Annotated in this window: 18 protein-coding genes and 1 pseudogene; 13 read left to right on the top strand and 6 right to left on the bottom strand. The window is 67.3% G+C overall.

The window, feature by feature from the left end:
- Positions 1–166: 166 nt before the first annotated feature.
- Entirely contained in the window at positions 167–1,063 is an 897-nt protein-coding gene (locus tag ACNJ7E_RS10605; protein WP_280779003.1) for a dihydrodipicolinate synthase family protein, read from the top strand.
- Positions 1,064–1,244: 181 nt separating this feature from the next.
- A complete protein-coding gene (locus ACNJ7E_RS10600; RefSeq protein ID WP_280779004.1) occupies positions 1,245–2,279 on the top strand; it encodes a proline racemase family protein in 1,035 nt (344 codons plus the stop codon).
- A gap of 43 nt (positions 2,280–2,322) precedes the next feature.
- On the opposite strand, the gene ACNJ7E_RS10595 is transcribed toward ACNJ7E_RS10600, so the two are convergent.
- Positions 2,323–3,207 carry an LLM class flavin-dependent oxidoreductase gene (locus ACNJ7E_RS10595; RefSeq protein WP_418339798.1) on the bottom strand — a complete coding sequence of 295 codons (885 nt, stop codon included), beginning with the start codon at positions 3,205–3,207 and terminating at the stop codon, positions 2,323–2,325.
- 46 nt (positions 3,208–3,253) lie between these two features.
- The gene (locus ACNJ7E_RS10590) at positions 3,254–4,336 is read right to left on the bottom strand and encodes a LacI family DNA-binding transcriptional regulator (protein WP_348539582.1); all 1,083 of its coding nucleotides are present in this window, start codon (positions 4,334–4,336) and stop codon (positions 3,254–3,256) included.
- A gap of 218 nt (positions 4,337–4,554) precedes the next feature.
- Here ACNJ7E_RS10590 and ACNJ7E_RS10585 point away from each other — a divergent pair, with 218 nt between their 5' ends.
- The 3 genes from ACNJ7E_RS10585 to ACNJ7E_RS10575 are packed head-to-tail and all read left to right on the top strand — an operon-like array spanning position 4,555 to position 8,611.
- Positions 4,555–5,220 (top strand): ThuA domain-containing protein, encoded by a 666-nt coding sequence (locus ACNJ7E_RS10585; RefSeq protein ID WP_005244749.1) that lies wholly within the window; start codon positions 4,555–4,557, stop codon positions 5,218–5,220.
- A gap of 20 nt (positions 5,221–5,240) precedes the next feature.
- Positions 5,241–7,028 (top strand): thiamine pyrophosphate-binding protein, encoded by a 1,788-nt coding sequence (locus ACNJ7E_RS10580; RefSeq protein WP_418339797.1) that lies wholly within the window; start codon positions 5,241–5,243, stop codon positions 7,026–7,028.
- Positions 7,025–8,611, top strand: a complete 1,587-nt coding sequence (locus ACNJ7E_RS10575) for a GMC oxidoreductase (RefSeq protein ID WP_418339796.1) — start codon at positions 7,025–7,027, stop codon at positions 8,609–8,611. Before ACNJ7E_RS10580 ends, ACNJ7E_RS10575 begins: the two co-directional genes overlap by 4 nt.
- 72 nt (positions 8,612–8,683) lie before the next feature.
- Here ACNJ7E_RS10575 and ACNJ7E_RS10570 read toward each other — a convergent pair whose 3' ends face one another.
- The 3 genes and pseudogenes from ACNJ7E_RS10570 to ACNJ7E_RS10560 all read right to left on the bottom strand — a co-directional run bounded on the left by ACNJ7E_RS10570 (position 8,684) and on the right by ACNJ7E_RS10560 (position 13,069).
- On the bottom strand, positions 8,684–9,907 hold the full coding sequence (locus tag ACNJ7E_RS10570; protein WP_418339795.1) for an MFS transporter: 1,224 nt from the start codon (positions 9,905–9,907) through the stop codon (positions 8,684–8,686).
- Positions 9,908–10,024: 117 nt separating this feature from the next.
- Positions 10,025–11,341, bottom strand: a pseudogene (locus tag ACNJ7E_RS10565) (MFS transporter); the annotation flags it as partial.
- A gap of 186 nt (positions 11,342–11,527) precedes the next feature.
- Entirely contained in the window at positions 11,528–13,069 is a 1,542-nt protein-coding gene (locus tag ACNJ7E_RS10560) for a PucR family transcriptional regulator (protein WP_280779010.1), read from the bottom strand.
- 132 nt (positions 13,070–13,201) lie between these two features.
- Between ACNJ7E_RS10560 and hisD the strand changes: the two genes are divergently transcribed.
- From hisD to ACNJ7E_RS10525, 7 genes are all read left to right on the top strand, one after another.
- Positions 13,202–14,527 (top strand): histidinol dehydrogenase, encoded by a 1,326-nt coding sequence (hisD, locus tag ACNJ7E_RS10555; RefSeq protein ID WP_283352910.1) that lies wholly within the window; start codon positions 13,202–13,204, stop codon positions 14,525–14,527.
- Positions 14,524–15,918 (top strand): aspartate ammonia-lyase, encoded by a 1,395-nt coding sequence (locus ACNJ7E_RS10550; protein ID WP_317570265.1) that lies wholly within the window; start codon positions 14,524–14,526, stop codon positions 15,916–15,918. Before hisD ends, ACNJ7E_RS10550 begins: the two co-directional genes overlap by 4 nt.
- A gap of 171 nt (positions 15,919–16,089) precedes the next feature.
- A complete protein-coding gene (locus ACNJ7E_RS10545) occupies positions 16,090–17,676 on the top strand; it encodes a GMC family oxidoreductase (protein ID WP_280779013.1) in 1,587 nt (528 codons plus the stop codon).
- A 35-nt stretch (positions 17,677–17,711) separates the two neighbouring features.
- Complete coding sequence (locus tag ACNJ7E_RS10540) at positions 17,712–19,511, top strand: thiamine pyrophosphate-binding protein (protein WP_280779014.1); 1,800 nt, start codon at positions 17,712–17,714, stop codon at positions 19,509–19,511.
- 12 nt (positions 19,512–19,523) lie between these two features.
- The gene (locus tag ACNJ7E_RS10535; RefSeq protein WP_280779015.1) at positions 19,524–20,363 is read left to right on the top strand and encodes a sugar phosphate isomerase/epimerase family protein; all 840 of its coding nucleotides are present in this window, start codon (positions 19,524–19,526) and stop codon (positions 20,361–20,363) included.
- A 173-nt stretch (positions 20,364–20,536) separates the two neighbouring features.
- The gene (locus tag ACNJ7E_RS10530; RefSeq protein ID WP_280779017.1) at positions 20,537–21,919 is read left to right on the top strand and encodes an NAD(P)/FAD-dependent oxidoreductase; all 1,383 of its coding nucleotides are present in this window, start codon (positions 20,537–20,539) and stop codon (positions 21,917–21,919) included.
- Between the two features lie 72 nt (positions 21,920–21,991).
- Positions 21,992–23,056 (top strand): LacI family DNA-binding transcriptional regulator, encoded by a 1,065-nt coding sequence (locus ACNJ7E_RS10525; RefSeq protein ID WP_348539583.1) that lies wholly within the window; start codon positions 21,992–21,994, stop codon positions 23,054–23,056.
- Position 23,057: 1 nt separating this feature from the next.
- Here ACNJ7E_RS10525 and ACNJ7E_RS10520 read toward each other — a convergent pair whose 3' ends face one another.
- On the bottom strand, positions 23,058–23,951 hold the full coding sequence (locus ACNJ7E_RS10520; RefSeq protein WP_418339794.1) for a LysR family transcriptional regulator: 894 nt from the start codon (positions 23,949–23,951) through the stop codon (positions 23,058–23,060).
- A gap of 111 nt (positions 23,952–24,062) precedes the next feature.
- On the opposite strand from ACNJ7E_RS10520, the gene ACNJ7E_RS10515 reads away from it, so the two are divergent.
- Positions 24,063–24,487: aldehyde dehydrogenase family protein (locus ACNJ7E_RS10515; RefSeq protein WP_418339793.1), on the top strand; the 425-nt coding region annotated here is incomplete at its 3' end.

The following is a 24,487-nucleotide window of genomic DNA, read 5'->3' as shown; positions in this document are numbered from 1 at the left end:
GGCCGATCCCTTGACACCACCGAGGATCGACCTTAGATTTGACATCGTTCTCTTGTCGACAATCGTCAATTCAACAATTGTCGAAGGCCAGAGCGAGTTCCCGGAAGTTCACCAGTCGAGGACCCCACAACGGGCATCGACCACCACCACCGAACAAGGACACGACATGACCAAGAAGCTGGGTGGCATCCTCGCCGCCGTCTCCACTCCCTTCGCCCAGGACGGCTCCGTCGACGAAGGCGCACTGCGCAACCACGTCGACTTCCTGATCGAGAACGGACTGCACGGCCTGGTCCCCGGCGGCAGCACCGGAGAGTTCGCAGCACTCACGCTCGACGAGCGCAAACTCGTCAACACGGTCGTCATCGACCAGGCCGCCGGTCGCGTGCCCGTCGCACCCCAGACCGGCTCTACCCGCACCGCGGAGGCCATCGAACTGTCCCGGCACGCAGCCGACGCAGGCGCCGACGCCGTCCTGCTGGTGCAGCCCTTCTACGAGGCCCCCACCCGCCACGAGGTCATCGAGTACTTCGCCACCGTCGGCGAAGCGGCGAACATCCCGGTGATCGCGTACAACCTGCCGGGTGTCACGGGAATGAACCTGGATCGCCCGTTCTACCGTGAACTGCTGGAACGCACGGACGCCGTCCGGTACATCAAGGACACGTCCGGGTCGATCGAGCAGGCCTTCGACCTCATCTTCAACCTCGGCGACGCCATCGACACCTTCGTCGGCTGGGACACGATCGTGCTGCCCGCCTTCTCCGCCGGTGCCGCCGGTTCCATCTGGGGTGCGCCCAACTTCGCCCCCAAGGAGTGCGTCGCGATCTACGAACTCGCCAAGGCCGGCAAGTACACCGAGGCCCTCGAAATCTTCAAGCGGCTGTGGAACGTCCTGGACTTCCTCGGCAAGGAAGGCTACGCCGTGGCCACCAAGGCCGCCGCTCAGGCCGTCGGCGTGGACCTCGGAGTGCCCCGCGCACCGTACGGTGAGCTGTCCGCGGACAAGAAGGAAGAGCTCACCAAGCTCATCGCCGAGACCGGACTCACCTACGCCCGCTAGTCACCACCAAGAAGACCGCGCGCGTTCATCACGGAGTGACCCTTCCCCGACACGTGCGCAGAGGCCGGCAGCAATCACCCCCGCTGCCGGCCTCGCCTCTCGCCCGCAGGCGCAGAGAAGTTCAGCCCTGGCAGGGTGGAACCAGGCCACCGCAACGCAGACGAACACACGGAGGAAGATCGTGCGCTGGAGTCGAGTAGTCAACGTAGTGAAGTGTCACGTCGGGGGCGAGATCAACAACGTCGTCACCGGCGGAATCGGCGACGTCCCCGGCGCCACGGTCTTCGACAAGATGAAGCACTTCCGCGAGCACCGCGACGACCTCCGGCAGCTGCTGCTCCACGAGCCGCGGGGCTCGGTGACCCAGTGCGTCAACTTCGTCGTCCCGGCGACAGATCCCGAGGCCCAGATGGGTTACGTCATCGCCGAGTCCACGGAGTACCCGGCCATGTCGGGCAGCAACACCATGTGCGTCGCCACCGCGCTGCTCGAGACCGGCATGATTCCCATGGTCGAACCGGTCACCGACATCGTGCTGGAAGCACCCGCCGGGCTCATCCGCATTCGCTGCACCTGCGAGAACGGCAAGGTGACGAGCGTCGAATTCGAGAACCAGCCCGCGTTCGCCTACGAGATCGGGGTGCCGCTCGAACTCGACGGCTACGGCACCCTGACCGTCGACGTGGCGTGGGGTGGCATGGCCTACGTGCTCGCCGACGCCGACCAACTCGGATTGAAGTTGCAACCCGACGAGGCCCGCGAGATCTGCGACCTCGGACAGAAGCTCAAGACCGCCGCCGCCGAGCAGATCCCCGCGGTGCACCCGACCAATCCCGAGTTCGCGGGAATCACCCAGACCGAGTTCGTCGGCCCCCTCTCACGCACCGACGGGGTGCTGAGCGCCCGGAATGCCGTGGTGGTCTCCCCCGGCCGACTCGACCGCTCGCCCTGCGGCACCGGCACGTCCGCTCGACTGGCGGTGCTGAAGGCGAAGGGCCTCATCGAGGTCGGGGAGAAGTTCGTGCACGAATCGGTGATCGGCAGTCGCTTCGAGAGCCGGATCGACCGACTGACGAAGGTCGGAACGTACGACGCCGTGGTTCCCCGCGTGAGCGGCCAGGCGTACATCACCGAACTCAGCCAGGTCGGGCTCGACCCCGCCGACCCGTTCCCGACCGGCTATACCCTGTCTGACACCTGGCCGACCGGCAACTGACCCGCACGTGAGTGGGAAAGTGTGCCCGGGCACTCTTTCCCACTCACGTGGGGATGAGGGGTTTGACGGCGCGACCGAGGAACTCGACGAATCCCAGCAGATCCGGTTCGTCCTCGGTCGGTGCGAAGGCCACCGACGTCGCGCCCAGGCGGGCGAGCCTTCGCACCTCCTCGGCGACGGTGTTCGCGTCGCCGGCGATCCCGATTCCCTTGTCGGCCGGCTTCTCCCACCGCGCCAGTTCCTCGTCCACCCGCTGTCGCGCACCCTCGCCGGTGGCGGCGATCTTCGGGACGACCATGCGATGCGACGACGCCCGTTCGTCGCCGATCTCCTCGACGATCAGGTCGCGGGTCCTGCGGATGTCGTCGTCACCCACCGCAGAGGTGACGAGGTTACCGTCACCCAGACGTGCCGCGAGGCGAATCGACTTGGGCCCCTCGCCGCCGAGCATCAACGGAACCCGTTCGGTGGGAGGCCAGTCGAGTTTCACACGATCGAGCCGGACATACCGGCCGTCCGTGCTCACCGATTCACCGTCCAAGAGGGCACGGAGCGCCACCGCATACTCCTCGAGGAGCGTCATCGGTGACGCCACCCGCGCGCCCACCTGCTCCATCCACCTCTGCACCCCGTGTCCGACGCCCGCGATCACTCGACCGGGAAACAACCGGGTTAGCGTGGCGATCTCCATCGCGGTGAGCGCGACGTTGCGCAACGGGACGGGCATCAACCCGACACCGACGTGGATTCGCTCCGTCCACGCGAGTGCCGCGGCCGCCGCAGCCACGCCGCTCTCCTTGAAACAGTCTTCCCACAACCAGATCTCGTCGAGGCCGCTGTCCTCGGCCACCCGCGCGAAGTCCTTCAACTTCTCGGGTTCGATCGTCGGGATGAACGTCACGCCCAGTCGCGGCACCGCAGTCGTCATCGATCCATCATGGAGGATGACACCCGGCCGTCGCGGAGCATCGCCATCATTCGCGCGGCGGCGCGGTGCTGGATTCGCGCGGCGGCGCGGTGCTCGCGCGGACGACCAGCGACGTCTTCATCAACGATCGTGTGCGGGTGCCGCCGCCCAGCCGATCGAGCAGGATCGTCGCGGCCGCGCGGCCCTTCTCGACGATCGGTTGATGAATTGTGCTGAGACCGAGAAGCTCTGCGACGGGTGCGTCGTCGAAGCCGATGACGGACATGTCGTCGGGCACCGTCAGGCCGCGCTCGCGTAACACCTGCCACGTCGCCACCGCGTGCACATCGGACGTCGCCACCAGAGCGGTCGGCCGAGCCGCGTCGAGCAGGATCCGGGTGGCCTCGGCGCCCGCGGCGCGATCGATGTTGCCCGCCACGACGATCGACAGTTCCTCCACCGGGAGGTGGTGGTCGCGGGCGGCGGCGAAGTAGCCGGCGAGCCGCTCCCGCGCGTTGCGTTCGGTCGCCGCGCCGACGTCGTCCGCCGTGACCATCCGGCAGTCGGAATCCTGGCCGAGCTTGTCGACGATGATCCCGATGCGTCGATGGCCCAGGCTCAGGATGTGGTCCATCTGCAGGTAGGCGCCGTGGCGGTCGTCGATGGCCACGAACGGCAGTCCCGCGCTTCTGGGCGAATCGACGACGACGGCCGGGATACCGCGCGCGATGATCGCCTCGACCAGGGGATGACCGTCGGGGACGTTGTGGATGACCACGCCGTCCACGAGTCCACGGAGAACCAGCGAGTTCGGTGGTGAATCCGGGGAGCCACCACGTGAGGCCGGAAACAGGGTGAGGGCGATGTCGGCCGAGTTCCCGATCTCCGCGATGCCCTTCATCAGCAGGGTCACGGACGGATCCTCGAGCGCTTGAACCGGGGAATCGGGCACGATCACCCCGACCGCGCCGATCCGTCCCGACCGCAGACTGCTCCCGGCGATGTTCGGCCCCGCGTAGCCGAGTTCCGCGGCGACGGAATAGATGCGTTCCCGTTGTGTCGCAGAAACCTTCGACGATTTGCTGAAGGCGTAGGAGACGGTGGCGACCGATACTCCGGCCGCTCGGGCGACGTCCTTCATCGTGACCAAGTGGTGCTCCCTCGTCGGCGATCATCGGCCGCAACCGGCCGTTGCGCACCGGAGCGCACAATTGGCAAAGCCCGATCCTAGTCCGCGTCCGGACGCGTCCGGACGCGTCCCACGTTCCCTCGACATCAGCCATTGACAGCTCTCCAGCCGGTGATACGATTCACCACCATAAGTTAATCGTTTCACCATTTCCGGTTTCATCATCCATGGGAGCACTCATGACCAAGGTCCTCTACCTCTACGGCGGCTGGCCCGGCCACCATCCGTACGACATCGCCGCATGGGCACGCGAACTGTTTTCCGAGCTGAACTACCAGGTCGAGGAGTCGCAGGACATCTTCACCCTCGATCGCGACCTGACCGGATACGACCTGATCGTGCTCGGCTGGAACAACGCGCTCACCACCGAAGACCTGAGCGATTCGCAGGAGAAGAACCTGCTCGACGCCGTCGCGGCCGGAACCGGGGTCGCGGCGTGGCACGGCGCCGCCGCCGCGTTCCGGGCGAGCCTGAAGTACCACTTCCTCCTCGGCGGCGACTTCGTCGAACATCCTGCGGGAGAGGCCTTCCCGCAGCCGTACAAGGTGAGCATCACCGACCGCGAGCACGAGGTGACCGCCGGTGTCGAGGACTTCGCGGTGGCGTCCGAGCAGTACTACATGCACGTCGACCCGAACAACCGGGTGCTCGCGGAGACCGAGTTCAGCGGCGAGCACCTGCCCTGGCTGGAGGGCTTGCGCAGCCCGGTGGCGTGGGTGCGCCAGTGGGGCGCCGGTCGGGTCTTCTACCACTCGATCGGCCACACGCCGGCAGACCTGTCGGAGCCGAACGTGCGCCGACTGACCAAGCAGGGACTGCGCTACGCCGCCCGCGTAGCGAACTGACACAGCAAGGAGAAACGATCATGGCGAAATTGACCGGCGGGCAGGTGGTCGCCCAGGTCCTGAAGCAGTACGGCGTCGAGTACGTCACCGGAATTCCCGGCCACGGGATCTGGTCGCTCACCGATGCGTTCCTGGAGAAGGGGTCCGAGATCCCGTTCATCCAGGTCTACCACGAGCAGAGCGCCACGCACCTCGCGGACGGGTACTACCGGGTGTCCGGGAAGCCGATGGCCGCGGTGGCGTCGATCGGGGCCGGCGCGGCGAACACCGTGCTCGGTCTCGCGACCGCGTACAGCGACTCGACGAGTCTGCTGTGCATCACCGGCGGGCCGCCCACTCACATGCGCGGGCGTGGTCTGCTCCAGGAACTCGAGCGGCACACCGACAACGGCTTTCCGCAGGTCACCGACGCAGTGTCGAAGCGCAGCTGGGTCGCCACCCGCGTGGAGGAACTGCCGTTCATCATGCACCGTGCGTTCAGCACCATGCTGACCGGTCGCCCGGGGCCCGCGCACATCGAGGTGCCGATGGACGTGCAGGCCGAGGCCGCCGACGTCTCCCTTCACGACCTCGCACGGCGGCTGCCGGTCGGGCTCCAGCAGCCCGACCCGTTGGCGATCGACAAGGCCGTCGACGTGCTCCGTGACTCACGCCGGCCGGTGATCGTCGTCGGCGGCGGCGCCATCACGTCCGACTCGGCCGACGAGGTGCTCGCCCTCGCCGAGGCGTGGCAGATCCCCGTGGTCACCACGTGGAACGGCAAGAGCGCGTTCCCCGAGGACCACGCCCTGTTCGCGGGCAGCGTCGGCCAGACAGGAACGATCGTGGGCAACGCCGTCGCGTCCCGCGCCGACGTGGTGATCTCCATCGGATGCCGGTTCACCGACTGGTCTTCCTCCAGCTACGCGCAGGGAGTCACGTTCTCGATTCCGCCCGCCAAGCTCATCCACATCGACATCGATCCGCACGAGATCGGCAAGAACTACCCGGCCGAGGTCGGCATAGTCGCCGACGCCAAGCCGACCGTCGCCGCGATCGTCGCCTCCCTCCCCCGCAGCAGCGCCGACCGGTCCGAATACCTCGCCGAACTCGAGCAGCTGAAGGCCGAGTGGGAGACCAAGCTCGCAGGCCGGCGCGATTCCGACCGGTTCCCGTTCACCTCCCAGCGCCCCCTCGGCGGTCTGCGGTCGGTGATGGAACGGGACGGCATCATCGTCGCCGGCTCCGGCAACAGCCAGGGCGCCGTGAAGCAGACGTTCCCGGTGTATCACCCGCGCACCCACCTGACGTCCGGCGGATTCTCGTCCATGGGCTGGGCCGTGCCTGCCGCGATCGGCGCCAAGCTCGCCGCCCCTGACCGGCAGGTGGCGTGCGTGCTCGGTGACGGCGACTTCCTCATGACATCGCAGGAGATCGGTGTCTGCGTGCAGCACGACATTCCGGTGCTCTTCGTGGTCCAGGACAACGCGGGCTTCATGTCCATCCGCGGTGGGCAACGCAAGCAGACCAGCCGGCACATCGGCACCGAGTTCAATCGCCCCGACGGCACCCCGTACAGCCCCGACTTCAAGGCACTCGGCCAGTCGTTCGGACTCGAATCGTTCCGGGTGGACGACCCGGCCGACCTCGAGAGCACCTACCGGAAGGCCTTCGACTCGAAAGCGCCTGCGCTGATCGAAATCCCGACCGATCGTGATGCGGCGGGACCGTGGGTTCCCGGTTGGTGGGACTTCCCCGTTCCCGCGTACATCGAGGACGAGCGTCAGGACGAGTACTGGGCGACCCGAGCCAAGGAACAGCACCTGTGAGAACGTCCGGACACGATCAGATCGACGCGTATTCACCGCTGCGCGAAGGCGCGGTGGTCGATGTGGGCGACTCCGACACGGTCACCGCCGATGTCGTGGTCGTCGGATCCGGGATGGGTGGTTCGACGCTGGCGTGGGCGCTCCGCGATCGGGACGTCGACGTCCTGGTCGTCGAGCGCGGGCGGTTCCTCCCCCGCGAGGTGGAGAACTCGCAGGCCGCGGAAATGTTCCTCGAAGGCCGGTACAAGACCGCGGAACCGTGGTTCGACGGCAGCAACGGTGAACCGTTCCAGCCCGGCGTGTACTACTGGGTGGGCGGTAACACCAAGTTCTACGGCGGCAGCCTCCCCCGCTTCCGCGTCACGGATTTCGAGGAGACGCAGCACTACGACGGCATCTCACCGAAGTGGCCGTTCGGCTACGCCGATCTCGAACCGTTCTACGCCGCGGCGGAGCGCCTCTACCAGGTGCACGGTATCGACGGCGAGGATCCGACGGAACCGCCGCGGTCGTCTCCGTACCCGTTGCCGCCGTTGCCGCACGAGCCGACGATCGAGCGTTTCGCGTCCTCGCTTCGTCGACAGGGACTGCACCCGTTCCACACACCGAACGGCATGAACCTGACCACGCAGGAGCATCGCAGGCAGTCGACGGCGTCGGACGGCACCCCGTCGCAGACCGATCACAAGAGTGAGGCGGAGAACCGCGCGCTGCGGCCCGCTCTCGAGTCGGAGCGGGTGCGTCTGCTCACCGAAGCGAAGGTGACGCGTCTGCTCACCGATGCGAAGGGCACGCGAATCGTCGCCGCGGAGGCCGAGTTCCGTGGTCGCACGATCCGGATCACGGCCAACCAGTTCGTGGTCTCGGCAGGGGCGGTCAACACCGCGGCACTGCTGCTCCGATCGGCCGACGAACGGAATCCGGACGGCCTCGGCAACTCGTCAGGGCTGCTGGGCCGGAACTACATGGTGCACAACAGCACGTTCTTCATGGGCGTCAACCCCTTCCGCACGAACACGACTGCGTGGCAGAAGACGCTGGGAATCAACGACTGGTACGTCGCGGGCCCGAACAACGAGTACCCGCTCGGCAATCTGCAGATGCTCGGCAAACTGCAGGCCGCGCACGTGAAGGGGGCGCGGCCCTGGGCTCCGACGTGGGCGCTGAAGGCGGTGGTGGATCGCAGCCTCGACATCTACCTCACCACCGAGGATCTGCCGACGCGGAACAACCGGGTCCGGATCGACGGCGACCGGATCATCGTCGACTGGACGCCCAACAACACGGCACCGCACAGTGAACTGGTTCGCCGCGTCTCCGCGGCGGTCCGCAAGGCGGGGTATCCGATCATCCTCACCGAGCGGATGGGGATCGCGACGAACTCGCACATGTGCGGAACCGCGGTCGCGGGTACCGATCCGGCGGCGAGTGTCCTCGACCCCCACTGTCGCAGTCACGACGTCGACAATCTGTGGGTCGTGGACGGCTCGTTCTTCCCGTCGTCGGCGGCGCTCAATCCCGCGTTGACCATCGCGGCCAACGCGCTGCGCGTGGCGCCGGAGATCGCTTCTGCCGCAGTGTGATGTGATCCGATCACGGTTCGCCCGGCCTCGTTCTCAGAGGCCGGGCGATCGCGTGCTCACCTCGAGCCGCTCTCACCTCACGCGGGCGAGCGGAGACTCCTCGGTCTCACGGGTTTCCCCGGCCTTGCTCGCCACGAGCCCGGCGAGGACGGCGCCGGCGAGAACGACGTAGAAGGCCTGCAGGAGTCCGAACTGTTCCCCGAGCAGCCCGAGGAGCGGCGGACCGACCAGAAATGCCATGTACCCGAGCGTCGACACCGCGCTGACGCGTCGCGCGGCGTCGGCCCCCGAGTCGGCCGCCGCGGACAGCGCGAGCGGAAATCCGAGAGCGACACCGACACCCCACAACGCACAGCCGAGCGCGGCGAGTACCAGGTTCCCCGCCAGGATCACGATCAGGACCCCCGCCACCGCGAGCGCCGCGGACCAGCGGACGGTCGCAGCGCGGCCGTACCGGTCGACGACACGCCCGCCGAGCAGGCGGCCCGACGTCATCGCGGCCACGAACACGACGTAGAACGCGGCGCCGGTGGCCGATCCGACGCCGTACCCGTCGACGATTCCCAGTGGAAGCCAATCGTTGGCGCTGCCTTCCGCGAACGCCATGCCCAGTGCGATCAGGCCGAGGAGAACGATCCGGGTGTCCCGCCAGATGGTCGGACCGCCGGACGTACCGGATCGACGGCGGGTGCGCCCGGCCTCTCGTCCGGTAGCCGGAGGTAGCAGCGCCACGACGCTCACGCTCGACACGAGGACCACGACGGCCAGCACCCCGAGATGCACCGGCACCGGAACATCGAGCAGTTCGGCGACCGCCCCGAGGCCCGCGCCGGCGAGCGTTCCGAGACTGAACGCACCGTGCAGCGACGGAAGGAAGCTGCGTCCCATGCGCTTCTCGATCGCTGCGCCCTCGACGTTGAGGGCCACCTCGCACATGCCGAATCCCGCACCGGTGAACGCGAGTCCCAGACCGACCAGGGCCGCGATCGCGACACCCGAACCGAGCCCCACCGTGAACAGGCCGAGGCTCGCGACGGTGGCCGCGGCCGTGATGACGTGACGGGCACCGATCCGGGCGACGACGGGACCGGCGAGCAGCAGTCCCGCCATCGATCCGATCGACAGACCGAGAATGATCAGACCCATGTCGCCCGTGCCGACTCCGAGGGACGAGCGAATGGCCGGGGTGCGGGTCACCCAGGACGCATAGGTGATCCCCGTTCCGACGAAGATGACGAAAGTTGCTGTTTTCCAGCCACGCTCACCGCGCTTCAACGGTGGACTCTCGGTAGGCACAGCTGTCTCCAGTTCGTGTCGAGGGATGGTTAATCGTATCACCTGGTCAGGACACGAAAGGCGGTCCGGCACCTCGGGAGAGGTACCGGACCGCAGGAACCGGAAGTGGCGGACGACCTATCCGGTCGCGACCTCGTGCCTGGTCGTCTCCGACGCCGGCTTGTGGTAGCGCGGCACCAGGCGCATCAGCGTGGGACCGCCGATCGCGATCAGCGCGAGAAGGATGGCCGGCAGCAGCGGCATCCATTCGATACCGAGGTTGTCGACGACGACGGTGATCGCGGCCGGCCCGACGAGCATGCCCACGTAGCCGATTGCGTTGACCAGACCGATGTTCCGTCCCGCGTTCTCGGGATCGCGTCGACCGGCCGCCGACAGCATGAGGGGCGCCATGCACGCCAGGCCCAGGCCCAGCAACACGAAACCGGTGAGGGCGAGCGGCGCCGAGCCACCCAGCATCGCGAGAAGCGCACCGGCGGCACCGATGACACCGCTCGCACCGACGATGAGTCGAGCGCCGAAGTACTCGGCCAGCTTGTCGCCGAACAACCGGCCGACGAACTGCGCTCCCGAGTAGAGCGTGACAGCCGTCGCTGCCAGGCCCGCCGTGGTGCCGACCGCGCGGCGAACGAATTCCTGACCCCAGTCCAGGACCGCGCCCTCGCTCAACATCGATCCGAGCAGGAGCACACCGAATCCGATCATCACGAGAAGCGTCGCCGTGGTGGCCGAACGCTTCCCCGGGTGCGCGGGGTCGGCGGCGCCCGGAATCTCGTCCCGTTCCGGAGGCAGCAACTCGTCAAGGGAGAGAAGCCACTTACCGAAGACGACACCGAGTACCGACAGGACCACGCCGATCGAGATGTAGGCGACGGCCGGGCTGTCGGTGAAGTGCCGCGCCAGAGCGCTGCCGACGAGTCCGAGAACGAAGCCACCCGCCGGGTAGGCGGCGTGGAACGCGGACATGATGGGTCGCCCGTAGTACCGCTCGACCTGCACACCATGGGTGTTGAACGCCGTGTCGAAGGCACCGCGGAGCAGTCCGATGAGCACGCCGATCACCATCGCTCCGACCAGTCCGTCGAGGAACGCGAGGGGGATGTAACAGAGGGGGTAGACGACCATCGTGGGCATGGCCGTGTTTCTCGGACCGTACCGATCGATGAAGGGGCCGATGGCGAAACAGCCGACAGCGGCGCCGATACCGATCGACAGCGCGAGGAGGCCGAACTGAGAGTCGCCGCCGTCGCCTTCCCATCCGAGGTGACTACGCAACGAGGTGGTGCTCGTCGACCACATCAACATCACGGCGCCCAGCTGGAAGAAGCCGAAGAACGTCGCGATTCGCGCCTTACGCACGCGTGTATGGTCGAGCACGGGAGCGGTGCCTGCTCCATGTGTTGCCATGATTTCGTCCTTGCGGTAGGTCTCGGACCGCCGCGGGCGCCTACGGGGGTAGGCGTCCGTTCAGCGAGTAGCGAGTGCGTGAACTTTCGATCAACGCCGACTGGATGGCCGGAATCTTGGTGAAAACACTACGAAGGTGACGCGCCGCACAACAGGTACAGACCGTGTACCTCCTGCGCGCAGACTGCACAGAATGAGAAGCCGGCGACAGCGTCATGGTCGCCCGCTCCGTCGAGCCACGACCGACGACCCCTCGAGCAGATCCAGCCCCTTCACCGCGAGCAGCAGGCTTTGGCGAGTGGCGGCATCGTCCAGGGATTTGCCCAGGATCGCGGCGATGCGGTCGAGCCGGTTGTACAAGGTCCGGCGCTGGATGAAGAGTTTCTCCGCCGCTTCGGTCTTGCGGCCGTCGACGGAAAGGAATGCTCGCAGCGTCGGCAACAGCGGGGTCGTGGACTGCGCGTCCTTCGTGAGCAGTGGGCCGAGCTCGTCCTCGACGAAACTGGCGAGCTCGGGCCCCTGCGCCAACGTCACGAGCAGACGTTCGACGCCGAGGTCGTCGAAATGCAGCATGGGTGAGGCAGGCAGGGAGCGCGACACCGCGGCGGCACTCTTCGCCTGTGTGACCGCGACCTGCAGCATCGATGCGGGCACCGCGCGGCTCATACCGCCGCCGTGCTCCATTTTCCCGAGCAGACCCGCGAGCTCGGCGCGGGTCCGGCCGGACTCCGCCGCCACAGCCACGACGTAGTCGCCCATGTCGGCGCTGATCGCACCCGTGTCGATCTGACGGCCGGCGCGCGGACCGGACGACTCGTCGCGGGCATCCTTGTTCGCGATGACGACGACGATCTGTCCCGACCCCAGCTGGTACCCGAGTCTTCCTGCCTGATCGACGAATTCGGCCCCGGAGAGATCGCCGATCAGTAGTCGCGTGATCAGTGCCGTGCTCCGCTGATCGTCCCTCGCTTCGCGGCTCCGGTCGGTCAGCAACGAGATCGCGACGGCCGCGGCGGCACGTTCGGTCGCGAAGGCCGCGGTGGACCGTTCGGTCGCGGGCCGGTCGGTGAAGACGTGAATCCAGCCCCACGGCTGACCGCGCATCAAGACCGGTCTGCGGACGCATCCGCTGTCGTCGCTGTGGAGGCCCCGCGCGTGCCGGTCCCAGTCCTCGATGCCGGCCTCCTCGTCGAATTCGCCGACGTACGCCATCACGCGATGTGCGATGTTCTCGAGTACCACCGTGCCGTCGGTGAGTTCGGCCAGCGTCTGCACGATCGAGAGGTAGTCGGCGCCGTCCAGGAGGAGATTCGAGAACGTGGACTCGACTTCTCGTTCGTGGGTGAGCGCCTGCAGGCGCTTGTCGGTCAGGATCTCGTGCACCTGCGACGAGACACCGGCGAACGACACCTCGCGGGCAAGGGCGATGATCGGCAGGCCGCAGGCCTGCCCTTCGGCGACCACTGCATCCGGTACGCGGTCGAACATCCGTCCCGACTCCTCGATGACGAGAGCGGCGGCCCCGGCATGAGCGGCTGCACGGACGAACACCTGTTGAAGGGCGCCCGTGCTGCCCATTCCGAGCCCGGCGGTCAGGAGTAATTCTCCACCCCGGAGGAAGCGGGCGATATCCGAGATCTCCGACGAATGCACCCAGCGGACCTCACGGTCGAGGCTGTCCGATCCGGTCAGGACACGGGCTCCCGCGTCTTTCAGGAGATCGATGTCGAGAGCGTCGGCGACGGTGAAGACCATGCTCAATGGTACACAGAACGTGCATGAACCGACGCAAATAGTTCCCACAATGCAACTGTCGGAAACGTGTGTGGCACCGCGATGCTGAGTGGCAACAGATCCAGCCCCTCGCTCATCCGAAGGAAGCATCCCATGTCATTCGTTCTCAAGGCCGCCGTCGGTGAACCAGCGCAGCGGGCGAGCAACCCCGCCGTGGTCGACACCGTCGCCGCCGTCATCGCCGATGTCCGCGCGAACGGCGACGAGGCCGTCCGGAAGTACTCCGAGAAGTTCGACGGTTGGTCCCCCGAATCGTTCCGGCTGAGCGAGGACCGGGTGGCGGAGATCGTGAAGTCCGTTCCCGAGACCGTCCTCGACGATCTGCGATTCGCGCAGCGCCAGATTCGCGACTTCGCCCAGGCGCAGCGGGACTCCATCCAGGACCTCGAGGTCGAGACCCTGCCGGGCGTGTTCCTCGGGCACCGCAACGTCCCGATCGACGCGGCTGCCGCCTACGTTCCCGGCGGGCGCTACCCGCTGACCGCTTCCGCGCACATGACGGTCCTCACCGCGAAGGTCGCGGGTGTCGAACGCGTCGCCGCGACGACGCCCCCGAATGCCGGCGAGCCGCCGCAGATCAGTGTCGCGGCGATGCACCTTGCCGGCGCCGACGAGATCTTCGTTCTCGGCGGAGTGCAGGCGGTCGCCGCACTCGCACTGGGCACCGAGTCCATCGACCCGGTGTCCATCCTCACCGGCCCCGGCAACGCCTACGTGGCCGAGGCGAAGCGCCAGCTGTTCGGCGAGGTCGGGATCGACCTCTTCGCCGGGCCGACCGAAACGCTCATCGTCGCGGACGATCTGGCCGACCCGTTCACCATCGCCGTCGACCTGCTGAGCCAGGCCGAGCACGGCCCCGATTCGCCGTGCGTGCTGATCACCACGTCGGAGTCCGTGGGACGGGCGGTGATCGACCATATCGACGCCTTGCTCCCCGGATTGGTCACCAACGCCATCGCCGGCCCCGCGTGGCGTGATCACGGCCAGATCCACGTGGTGGACACGCTCGACGAGGCGTACCGGCTCGCCGACGTCTTCGCGTCGGAGCACGTCCAGATCCTCACCGAGGACCCCCGTCAGGCCCTGACCTCCATGCGGAACTACGGCGCCCTGTTCCTCGGCGAAGGCACGTGTGTTCCCTACGGCGACAAGCTGATCGGGACCAACCACGTTCTCCCGACGCTCGGTGCGGCCCGCTACACGGGCGGTCTGTGGGTGGGCAAGTTCCTCAAGACGCTCACCTACCAGGAGGTGCGCGACCTCGGCAGCAGCGCGAAGCTCGGCGAGGTGTGCGGCCGCCTGTCGCGGCTGGAGAAGTTCGAGGGGCACGCCCGCTCCGGCGACCTTCGCGCCGCCAAGTTCGGCAGCGCCCCGCTCCCGTGGGGCGACCTCCCGACCCGGGTGACGTCCGAACGATGACCCGCACCGAACACGACCTCCTCGGCGACCGCGAGGTCCCCGACGACGCCTACTACGGCATCCACACTTTGCGGGCGACGGAGAACTTCCCGATCACCGGCATTCCGCTGGCCAGCCATCCCGACCTCGTGTCGGCGCTGGCGTCCGTCAAGCAGGCTGCGGCGCAGACCAATGCGAGCCTCGGCCTGCTGCCGCGGCGCGAAGCGGACGCCATCGTGGCGGCCTGCGAGGAGATCCGGGCCGGTGCCCTGCGCGACCAGTTCGTCGTGGACGTCATCCAGGGCGGCGCCGGCACGTCGACGAACATGAACGCGAACGAGGTGGTGGCCAACCGGGCTCTGGAATTGCTCGGTCACCGGCGCGGCAGCTACGAGTATCTCCATCCGCTCGAGCACGTGAACATGAGCCAGAGCACGAACGACGTCTACCCCACCGCAATCAAGGCCGGCCTGCAAACCGCCCTGACCAGGCTGCGGGCGGCCATGCGGGACTTGGCGGCGGAGTTCGCGGTGAAGTCGACGGAGTTCTCCGACGTCCTCAAGGTCGGCCGCACCCAGTTGCAGGATGCGGTTCCGATGACCCTGGGCCAGGAGATCGCGACGTTCGCTCTCATGATCGACGAGGATTCCCAGCGGCTCGGGGAGGCGGCGACGCTCATCTCCGAGATCAATCTGGGTGGAACGGCGATCGGGACCGGTCTCAACGCGCACCACGAGTACGCGTGGCGGGTGCGCGAACATCTTGCCGCGATCACCGGAATCGAGGTGACGACGGCGTCCGACCTGATCGAAGCCACGCAGGACGTCGGGGCGTTCGTGCAGCTGTCCGGGGTGCTCAAACGCACCGCGGTGAAGCTGTCCAAGATCTGCAACGACCTTCGGCTCCTGTCGTCGGGGCCGCGTGCCGGTTTCGGTGAGATCACGTTGCCGCCCGTACAGGCAGGATCGTCGATCATGCCGGGCAAGGTGAACCCGGTGATCCCGGAGGTGGTGAACCAGATCGCCTTCCGGGTGGTCGGCAACGACCTGACGGTGACGATGGCGGCCGAGGGTGGGCAGCTTCAGCTCAATGCCTTCGAGCCGGTGATCGCGCACAGCCTGTTCGAGACGATCGAACTGCTCACGCGCGGATGCACCGTCCTGCGGGAACGCTGCGTGGTCGGCATCGGCGCGAACGTCGACCATCTGAAGAACATGGTGGACGCGTCCATCGGCGTGGTCACGGCCCTCAACCCGCACATCGGGTACACCGCGGCCACCGCGATCGCCGCCGACGCACTCGCGACCGGGCGCACCGTCGCCGCGCTCGTGCTCGAGCGGGGTCTGCTCAGTCGCGAGCAACTCGACGACGTGCTGCGGCCGGAGAACCTCACTCGACCGCTCGTGCCCTGACCGCCGCGAGCAGCTCATCCCCCGCCGGGATGAGTTGCTCGTGCGGGGTTGACATCCCCGGCACTGCCGCTAACCTTTAGTTATACGTATAACCATCCACCGACTGCCGGTTCACGTCGACCCGCCCGGCAGATCCGTGACACCACTCTCTACGACCGAGGAGCAGGACCCATGAGAGACGCATCCGTGGGGGAGCCCACAGGCCCGAGCAAACACAGCTACGACGTCGTCATCGTCGGCAGCGGAATGGGCGGCGGAACGCTCGCCTACGCGCTCGCGGACTCGGGAGTCGACGTGCTTCTGATCGAGCGCGGCGACTTCCTGCCGCAGGAGAAGCAGAACTGGGACCCGCAAGAAGTCTTCGAAGGTCACCGGTACGCGAACGCCGAGCAGTGGTACGACACCGAGGGCAGGCCGTTCAGCCCCGGCACGTACTACTACGTCGGCGGGAACACGAAGCTGTACGGCTCGTCGCTGGTGCGGTTCCGGCGTGAAGACTTCCAGTCGACGCAACACGAGGCCGGCGAATCTCCCGAGTGGCCCTTCTCGTACGACGACTTCGCCTCGTATTACGCACGGGCAGAACAGGTGTACCGGGTCCACGGCGATCACACCGACGACCCGACGCTCCCCCGCGACGAACCCTTCCCCTACCCGGCGATCGGACACGAGCCACCGGTACAGGAGGCGGCCGACGCACTGCGGCGCCTCGGGTACACGCCGTCCAACATCCCACTGGGCATCGACCTGCGCGACGGCGGCGGATGTATCCGATGTCGGACCTGCGACGGGTTCCCCTGCCGGGTGCTGGCGAAGTCGGACGCGGATGTGTGCTGCGTCCGACCCGCCATCGCGTCCGGCTCGGTGGAACTGCTGACCAACGCGTACGCCGAGCGCGTGCTCACCGACGAGACCGGGCACCTGGCCACCGGCGTGCAGATCCGGCACCGCGGCACCGAACTCGTCGTCGATGCACGCACCGTGGTGGTGTCCTGTGGCGCCGTCAACTCCGCGGCACTGCTGCTCCGGTCGGCGAACGCCGCACACCCGGACGGTCTCGCCAACTCCTCCGGCATGGTCGGACGAAACTACATGGTGCACAACAACTCCATCATGGTCGGCGTCAACCCGCTGAAGAAGAACACGTCCGAGTTCCAGAAGACGTTGTACATCAACGATTTCTACACTCACGGCACCGCCGACCACCCCTACCCGCTGGGACACGTGCAACTCATCGGCAAGTTGCAGGGCGAGATGATCAAGGGCCAACGGCCGCTGATCCCCAAGTGGGCACTGAGCCAGGCCACCGCCCGCAGCATGGACTGGTGGCTGTTCACCGAGGATCTGCCCGATCCGGACAACCGCGTCACCCTCACCGACGACGGCAACATCCAGATCGCGTGGACCCCCAACAACACTCGCGCCCACGAGGTACTCGTCCGCGAGGTGCGCAAGATCCTCCGGAAGATCGGCTATCCGTTCGTCTTCAGCCAGGGCACCGGCATCGAAGTCAACTCCCACCAGGCCGGCACCGTGCGGGCCGGAACCGACCCCGCGACCTCCGTCCTCGACGCCGACTGCCGCGCCCACGACGTCGGCAACCTGTACGTCGTCGACTCGTCGTTCTTCCCGTCCCTGCCCGTGATGAACCCTGCCCTGTCCATCGCGGCCAACGCCTTCCGCGTCGCCGAGAGCATCGCCGACCGAATCGGCAAGACCCGTTCCCACGACACCCCGGCCCAGTCCGCGTCCCTGTGACGCTTCGCCCCCACCACACCCAGAAAGCCTCTTCGATGACAACACAGAAACTCACCGGCGGACAGATGGTCGTCGACTTCCTCATCCGCGAGGGAGTCGAGAAGGTCTTCGCGATCCCCGGACACGGCAACACCGCCCTCCTCGACGCGTTCGTCGACCGAGCCGACGAGATCGAACTGGTGCCGGCCATGCACGAACAGGGCGCCGCCCACATGGCCGACGGCTACTACCGGGCCTCCGGCAAGATCGCCGCGATCTGTACCTCCATCGGACCGGGTGCGACCAACACCCTCACCGGGCTCGCGACGGCCTTCGCCGACTCGATGCCGATGCTGCTGATCACCGGTGCCGTGCACACCTACATGGAGAACCGCGGGGTGCTTCAGGAGATCGACCGCCCGCACGGCAACAACTTTCCCCGCATGGTGGAGCCGGTGGTCAAGCGCTGGTGGCAGCCCAGCCGCCTCGAACAGCTGCCGGTGGCGCTCGCCCAGGCGTTCAACACCATGCACGAGGGCAGGCGCGGACCCGTGCTCGTCGACATCCCGCAGGACCTGCAGGCCGAGTACGGCGACTACACCCCCGACACCGGTGCCCGCCGTCCCGCCACCCGCGCAACCGGTGACCCGGCCGTGATCGCCGAGGCCGCACGCCTGCTCGCCGGTGCGAAACGTCCCGTCATCGTGGCCGGCGGCGGCGTCATCCACGCCGAGGCCGCCGCCGAGTTGATGGCCGTCGCCGAGCACCTCGGCGCGCCGGTGACCCATTCGTTCCAGGGTAAGGGCGCGTTCCCCGCCGACCACGACCTCTACGCGTGGCCGTGCGGCGACATGGGTTCGATCCCCGGCAACGGCGTCACGCGCACCGCCGACGTGATCCTCGCCGTCGGCTGCCGGTTCAGCGACCGCATCACGTCGTCGTACCGCCCCGGCGTCACGTTCGACATCCCGAACACCAAACTCGTGCAGATCGACATCGACGGCTTCGAGATCGGCCGCAACTACCCGGTCGAGGTCGGCGTCGTCGGCGACGCGAAAACGTCACTCGCCGCGCTGCGCGACGTGCTCGCCGACCTCGGGCCTGCCCTCGACTACCGCAGCACCGGCTACTTCGCCGAACTGCAGGACCTGAAGGCGCAGTGGGAAGAGCACCTGCGGCCGATGCGGACCACCGACTACCTCCCGATGACCAACTCGCGGGCGATGGTCGAGATCCGCAAGGCCCTTCCGCGCGAGGGCATTCTGGTCACCGACTCGTCCAACCCCGCGAACCAGGCGTTCAACGAGTTCCCGATCTACGGCCCGAAGACCAACATCGTGGCCGGCGGCTTCTCCGGCATCGGATTCGGTGTGCCCGCCGCGATCGGCGCGCAGATCGGCGCCCCGGACACCCCGGTCCTGGCGATGGTCGGCGACGGCAGCTTCCTCCAGACCGGCACCGAGATCGCGACCGCCGCGATGCTCGGAGTGCCGCTGGTGATCGTCGTGCTCAACAACGGCGGCTGGGAGGCGATCAAGGACCTCCAGATCAGCCTGTTCGGTGAGGAACGCGAAATCATCTCCGGGTGGAAGAACCTCGACGGGACACCGTATTTCGCCGACATCACCCGGTTCGCTCAGTCACTCGGCTGCAGCGCCGAGCGCGTCGAGGACCCGGAGAAGCTGGCCGACGCGATCGAGCGCGCCTTCGCGACACCCGGCCCGGTGATCATCGAGGCGATGAGCGCCCACGAGCTGCCGTGGACCGAGATGCACCCGACCGGCTGGTGGGACATCACCGTTCCCGCCTACCACGGCGAGGTCCGCGACGACTACGTCGCGCAACGCGGATTCTGATCGGAGACCGGCATGGGAGAGATCAAGCTCGGCCTGAACCTGGAGTTCGCCCGCTTCGAGAACGGGTCGTTCGACTGGGCCATGGACCAGGCCGCGGCGATCGGCTACAAGTACGTGGAGCCGATGGTCTACTGGGGCCGCGAGTTGCTGAGCACGGCCGGGTACTTCCACACCCGGTCGATGCTCGACGACCCGCTGATCATGCGGGACGCCGCCGAATCACGCGGGCTGAGCATCTCCTCGCTGTCCAGTCATGCACCGCTGGCCAAGCCGGACGTGAGCGTCGACTATCTGAAGCAGTCGATCCGCTACGCGGCCGAGGTCGGGTCGCCGATGATCATGGTCGACGACGGGCCGCTGCCGACGTGGACCACCGAGGCGGAGAACTACACGCTGATGCGGTACACACTGCAGGAGGCGGCGAAGGTGGCCGAACCGCGCGGCATCAAGATTGCGATCGAGACGCACGGCGAGTACACAGCGACCCCGGAGCGGCTCGAGAAGATCATGACGCTGATCGACAGCCCTGCGTTGACGATCAACCTCGACACCGGCAACAGCTACCTCAGTGAGAACGACCCGCACGAGTGGCTCGAGCAGATCGTCGGCGGCGTCACGCACCTGCACGCCAAGGACATCGGTATCGAGGACGCGAAGAGGCTGCGCGGCAAGGTCCGCGGCATGCTCGGCTGCGCCTGCGGCGACGGCGTCATCGACTGGGAACGGATCGTGAAGACCCTCCACGACGCCGACCACGACGTCGTCCTGTCGGTCGAGTGCGGTGGTCTCGAGGCCGCGAAGAAGAGCTACACCTACCTCACAGATCTGATCACCCGCACCCAGGGCAGCTGACAACGGCGTCGCCGGTCCCGCAGGTGATCTCGCGACACGCCGGATCCTGAACCGACATTCGAGTCTCCGGTGCGTCGTGTCCACCGTGCCGCCCGACGCCCCGTGTCGGGCGGCACGGTTCACCCCTACCAGTACTGCGGATGGCGATAGACGCGATCCGGGAAGAGCGTGTGATGAATACTCCTGCCCGCACCGAGGCACGTCATCGCGTGGTGATCATCGGTTCCGGATTCGGCGGCCTGTTCGCCGCGAAGGCGTTGCGCCGCGCCGACGTCGACGTGCTCGTCGTCGACCGCACCAGCCACCACCTGTTCCAGCCGCTGCTGTACCAGGTGGCGACCGGAATCCTGTCCGAGGGAGAAATCGCACCGTCGACGCGGATGGTGTTGAGGAAACAGTCGAACGCCTCGGTGATACTGGGAGACGTCACCGACATCGACCTGACCGCGCGCAGGATCACCTCGGCCCACCAGGGCAGAACCACCACCACCGAGTACGACAGCCTGATCGTCTCGGCCGGGGCCCGGCAGTCGTACTTCGGTAACGACCACTTCGCCGAACACGCCCCCGGCATGAAGACCATCGACGACGCACTCGAACTCCGCGGCCGGATCCTGGGCGCGTTCGAACGCGCCGAGCTGTCCACCGACCCCGAGGAGCGGGCCCGCCTCCTGACGTTCGTGGTGGTCGGCGCGGGACCCACCGGGGTGGAGATGGCCGGTCAGATAGCGGAACTGGCCCACCGAACCCTGGTCGGCGCGTACCGGAACATCGATACCCGCGACGCCCGGATCGTCCTCCTCGACGCCGCGTCCGCGGTGTTGCCGCCGTTCGGTGACCGGCTCGGGTCCACCGCCGCCGAGCGTCTCGAGAAGATCGGTGTCGAGGTGCGGCTCGGGGCGGCCGTCACCGACGTCGACGCGGACGGCGTGACGATCAAGGACGGGCGAGGCGAGACCGTCCGCATCGAATCCGCGTGCAAGGTGTGGTCGGCGGGTGTGGAAGCCAGCCCGCTGGCCAGGCAGCTGGCCGAGCAGTCGGAGGCCGAACTCGACCGCGCCGGGCGGATCGCCGTCCGCGAGGACCTGACGGTGCCGGGACACCCCGAGGTGTTCGTGATCGGAGACATGATGGCGCGCGACCGCCTTCCCGGGGTGGCGCAGGTCGCGATCCAGGGTGGCCGCTACGCGGCGCGGCAGATCGCGGCCGGCGCCCGAGGACGTGACTCGTCACCCGACCGCGTTCCCTTCCGGTACCGGGACAAGGGGTCGATGGCCACGATCTCGAGGTTCCACGCGGTCGTGAAGGTCGGGGGCATCGAACTCGCAGGATTTCTGGCGTGGATCCTGTGGCTGGCCGTCCACGTCGTCTACGTCGTCGGGTTCCGGAGCCGGCTGTCCACGCTCATGTCGTGGACGTGGACCTTCCTCGGGTCGTGGCGGGGACAGATGACGGTCACCGATCAACAGGTGGTGGCACGCAACGTCATGGGCACACTCGTTCTCCTCGACCGGGGTGAGGACGACGATGACACCGTTGTCGCCAGAGCGAGCTGACACCCGGGGGACGCGCACGGTCCGGCCGATAAGCTGGGGTCGGTAACCGTGCGACGGAGAGGATCGGCATTCGTGACCACGATGCACGACGTCGCCCGAGCGGCAGGCGTGTCCCAGGCCGCGGTCTCGTACGCGTACAACCAGCCCCACAAGCTGTCGGCAGCCCGGCGCGCCCACATCTTCCAGGTGGCCGCGGAACTCGGCTACGCCGGCCCCAACCCCGCGGGACGCAATCTCCGCACCGGGCAGGTCGGTGCGCTGGGGCTGATGATCACCGACTCGTTGCGCTACGCCTTCGACGACCCGGCCACCTCGCAGTTGCTGAAAGGCATATCGGAGGTTGGTGAACTCGCCGAGGTCGCGCTGACGCTGCTGCCCTGCCCACTCGAGTCGACCCGGGTGGCCGAGGGTTCCGGCGTGCTCGTGCGGGGCGCGGTGGACGGCTTCCTCGCGTACGCGATGCCGGACGGCCACCCCGGAATGCAGACGGCGATGAGCCGCCGGCTGCCGATAGTCGTGATCGACGGTCCCAATCCTGGCGGACTCCCGCGGGTCGGAATCCGGGATCGGCAGGCCGCCAAGGAGATCGCGGAGCACGTGCTGTCGCTCGGGCACCGCCGTGTCGGATTTCTCGTCGACCGGCTCGTCCCCGACGGCAAGGGTGGGCCCGTCGACGCCGCCCGCACCCGGGCCGCACGAGATCACGTGATGAAGGAACGCCTCGCCGGATACGCGTCCGCCTGCCGCAAATACACGGTGCCGTGGTCGTCCACCGTGGTCGTCGAAGCAGGCGGGTTCGACTACGAACTGTCGCGCACCGCCGTCGAGACGTTGCTCGATGCCGGTCCCGTGACCGCCGTCATCGCCGCCTCCGACCTGCTGGCCCTCGCGGCCATCGACGTCGCACACGAACGTGGTCTCCGGGTGCCACAGGATCTGTCGGTGGTCGGTTTCGACGACATTCCCGCGGCCCGGGCCGCCGGACTGACGACGGTCCGGCAACCACTCGTCGACAAGGGCCGCGAGGCCGCGCAGCTGCTGCTCGACATCATCGGCGGCGGAGCGGGACGGGAAATCACACTCCCCACCGAGCTCGTCGTCCGCGCGAGCGCCGGACCCGTCCCCGCGGACCGGTAAGTTACCCTGTTGCACCTCGCAGTTCGGGATTGCCGTCGACGATGGAGTAGAGCGCCTCGGTGATCGCTTTCACCCGCGCGAGTCGCGTCAGTTCCCGCGGTACCACCAGCCAGTAGATGCGGTGGGCGATGAAGTCGTCGCGGAGAACCGGCACCAGATCCTCGTCCAGCGCGCCGATGTAACTCGGCAGCGGAGCGATCCCGACTCCGTGCTTCACGGCCTGGTAGTGGCCCGCGATGTTGTTGGTCTGGATCTGGGCCTGGAAGTCCGGAATCAGCGCGTCGAGGATCCGCAGCGGCTCGACGTCCAAGAACGCATCCACGTACCAGATGAGCGTGTGGTGCCGGAGATCCTCGAGTGACGTGATGGGGTCGTGTGTGTCCAGGTAGCGCCGCGACGCGTACAGACGAAGGTCGTACTCGGCCAGTTTGCGGACCACGACGGACCGCGGCGACGGACGTTCGAGGGTGACCGCGATGTCGAAGTCGCGCCCGGTCAGCAGGTCGTGGGTGGTCGACGTGACCAGTTCGGTGAACAGGTCGGGGTGCTCGGACCGCAGAGCGGCCAACCCCGGCACCAGCACGAACGACCCGAAACCGTCGGGAGTGATGATGCGGACGGTGCCCGTCAGCCCGCCCAGGGACGACGTTTCGTCGAGAGCGGCGAGCACCGCGGATTCCACCGCCTCCGCGTGGGGAACCAGTCGCCGGCCCGCCTCGGTGAGCTGCCACCCCGACACGCCACGATCGAAAAGTCTCGTGCCCGTGTCTTTCTCGAGCCGGGTGATTCTCCGCGAGACGGTCGTGTGATCGACGCCGAGCCGCTTCGCCGCATCGGCGAGGCGGCCGGTTCTCGACAACTCGAGGAGGTAACGCATGTTGTCTGCGGTGAACATCGCCCTCATCCCTCGTGCAAAAGTGCAGTCCGAAGTGCCATTTTACTCGTTGACGCAGGCATTGTTGCCCAGCAGACTCGTGGGCACCCCACCTTTCCCAGGAGTGAACCCATGGCCGTCATCTCGCATTGGCTCAACAACAAGTCCTACCCCGGAACGCGCGTCGATACCGCTCCGGTGACGAATCCGGCGACCGGTGCCGTGACCGGTCAGGTCGCCCTCGCCAGCGTCGAGGACGCCCGCGCCGTCATCGACGCCGCCGCCGCCGCGTTCCCCGCCTGGCGCGACACCTCCCTCGCCAAGCGCACCCAGGTGATCTTCACATTCCGGGAACTGCTCAACGCCCGCAAGGGCGAACTCGCCGAGATCATCACCGCCGAGCACGGCAAGGTCGTCTCCGACGCCCTCGGCGAGGTCAGCCGCGGCCAGGAAGTCGTCGAGTTCGCCTGCGGCATCGCCCACCTGCTCAAGGGCGGCATGACCGAAAACGCCTCCACCAACATCGACGTCTCCTCCCTCCGCCAACCCGTCGGCCC

This window comes from Rhodococcus mengyinensis (assembly GCF_048381435.1).
Taxonomy (GTDB): domain Bacteria; phylum Actinomycetota; class Actinomycetes; order Mycobacteriales; family Mycobacteriaceae; genus Rhodococcus_F; species Rhodococcus_F opacus_D.
Note: the sequence above shows the minus strand (reverse complement) of the source record. Positions and strands in the feature narration are given on the sequence as shown.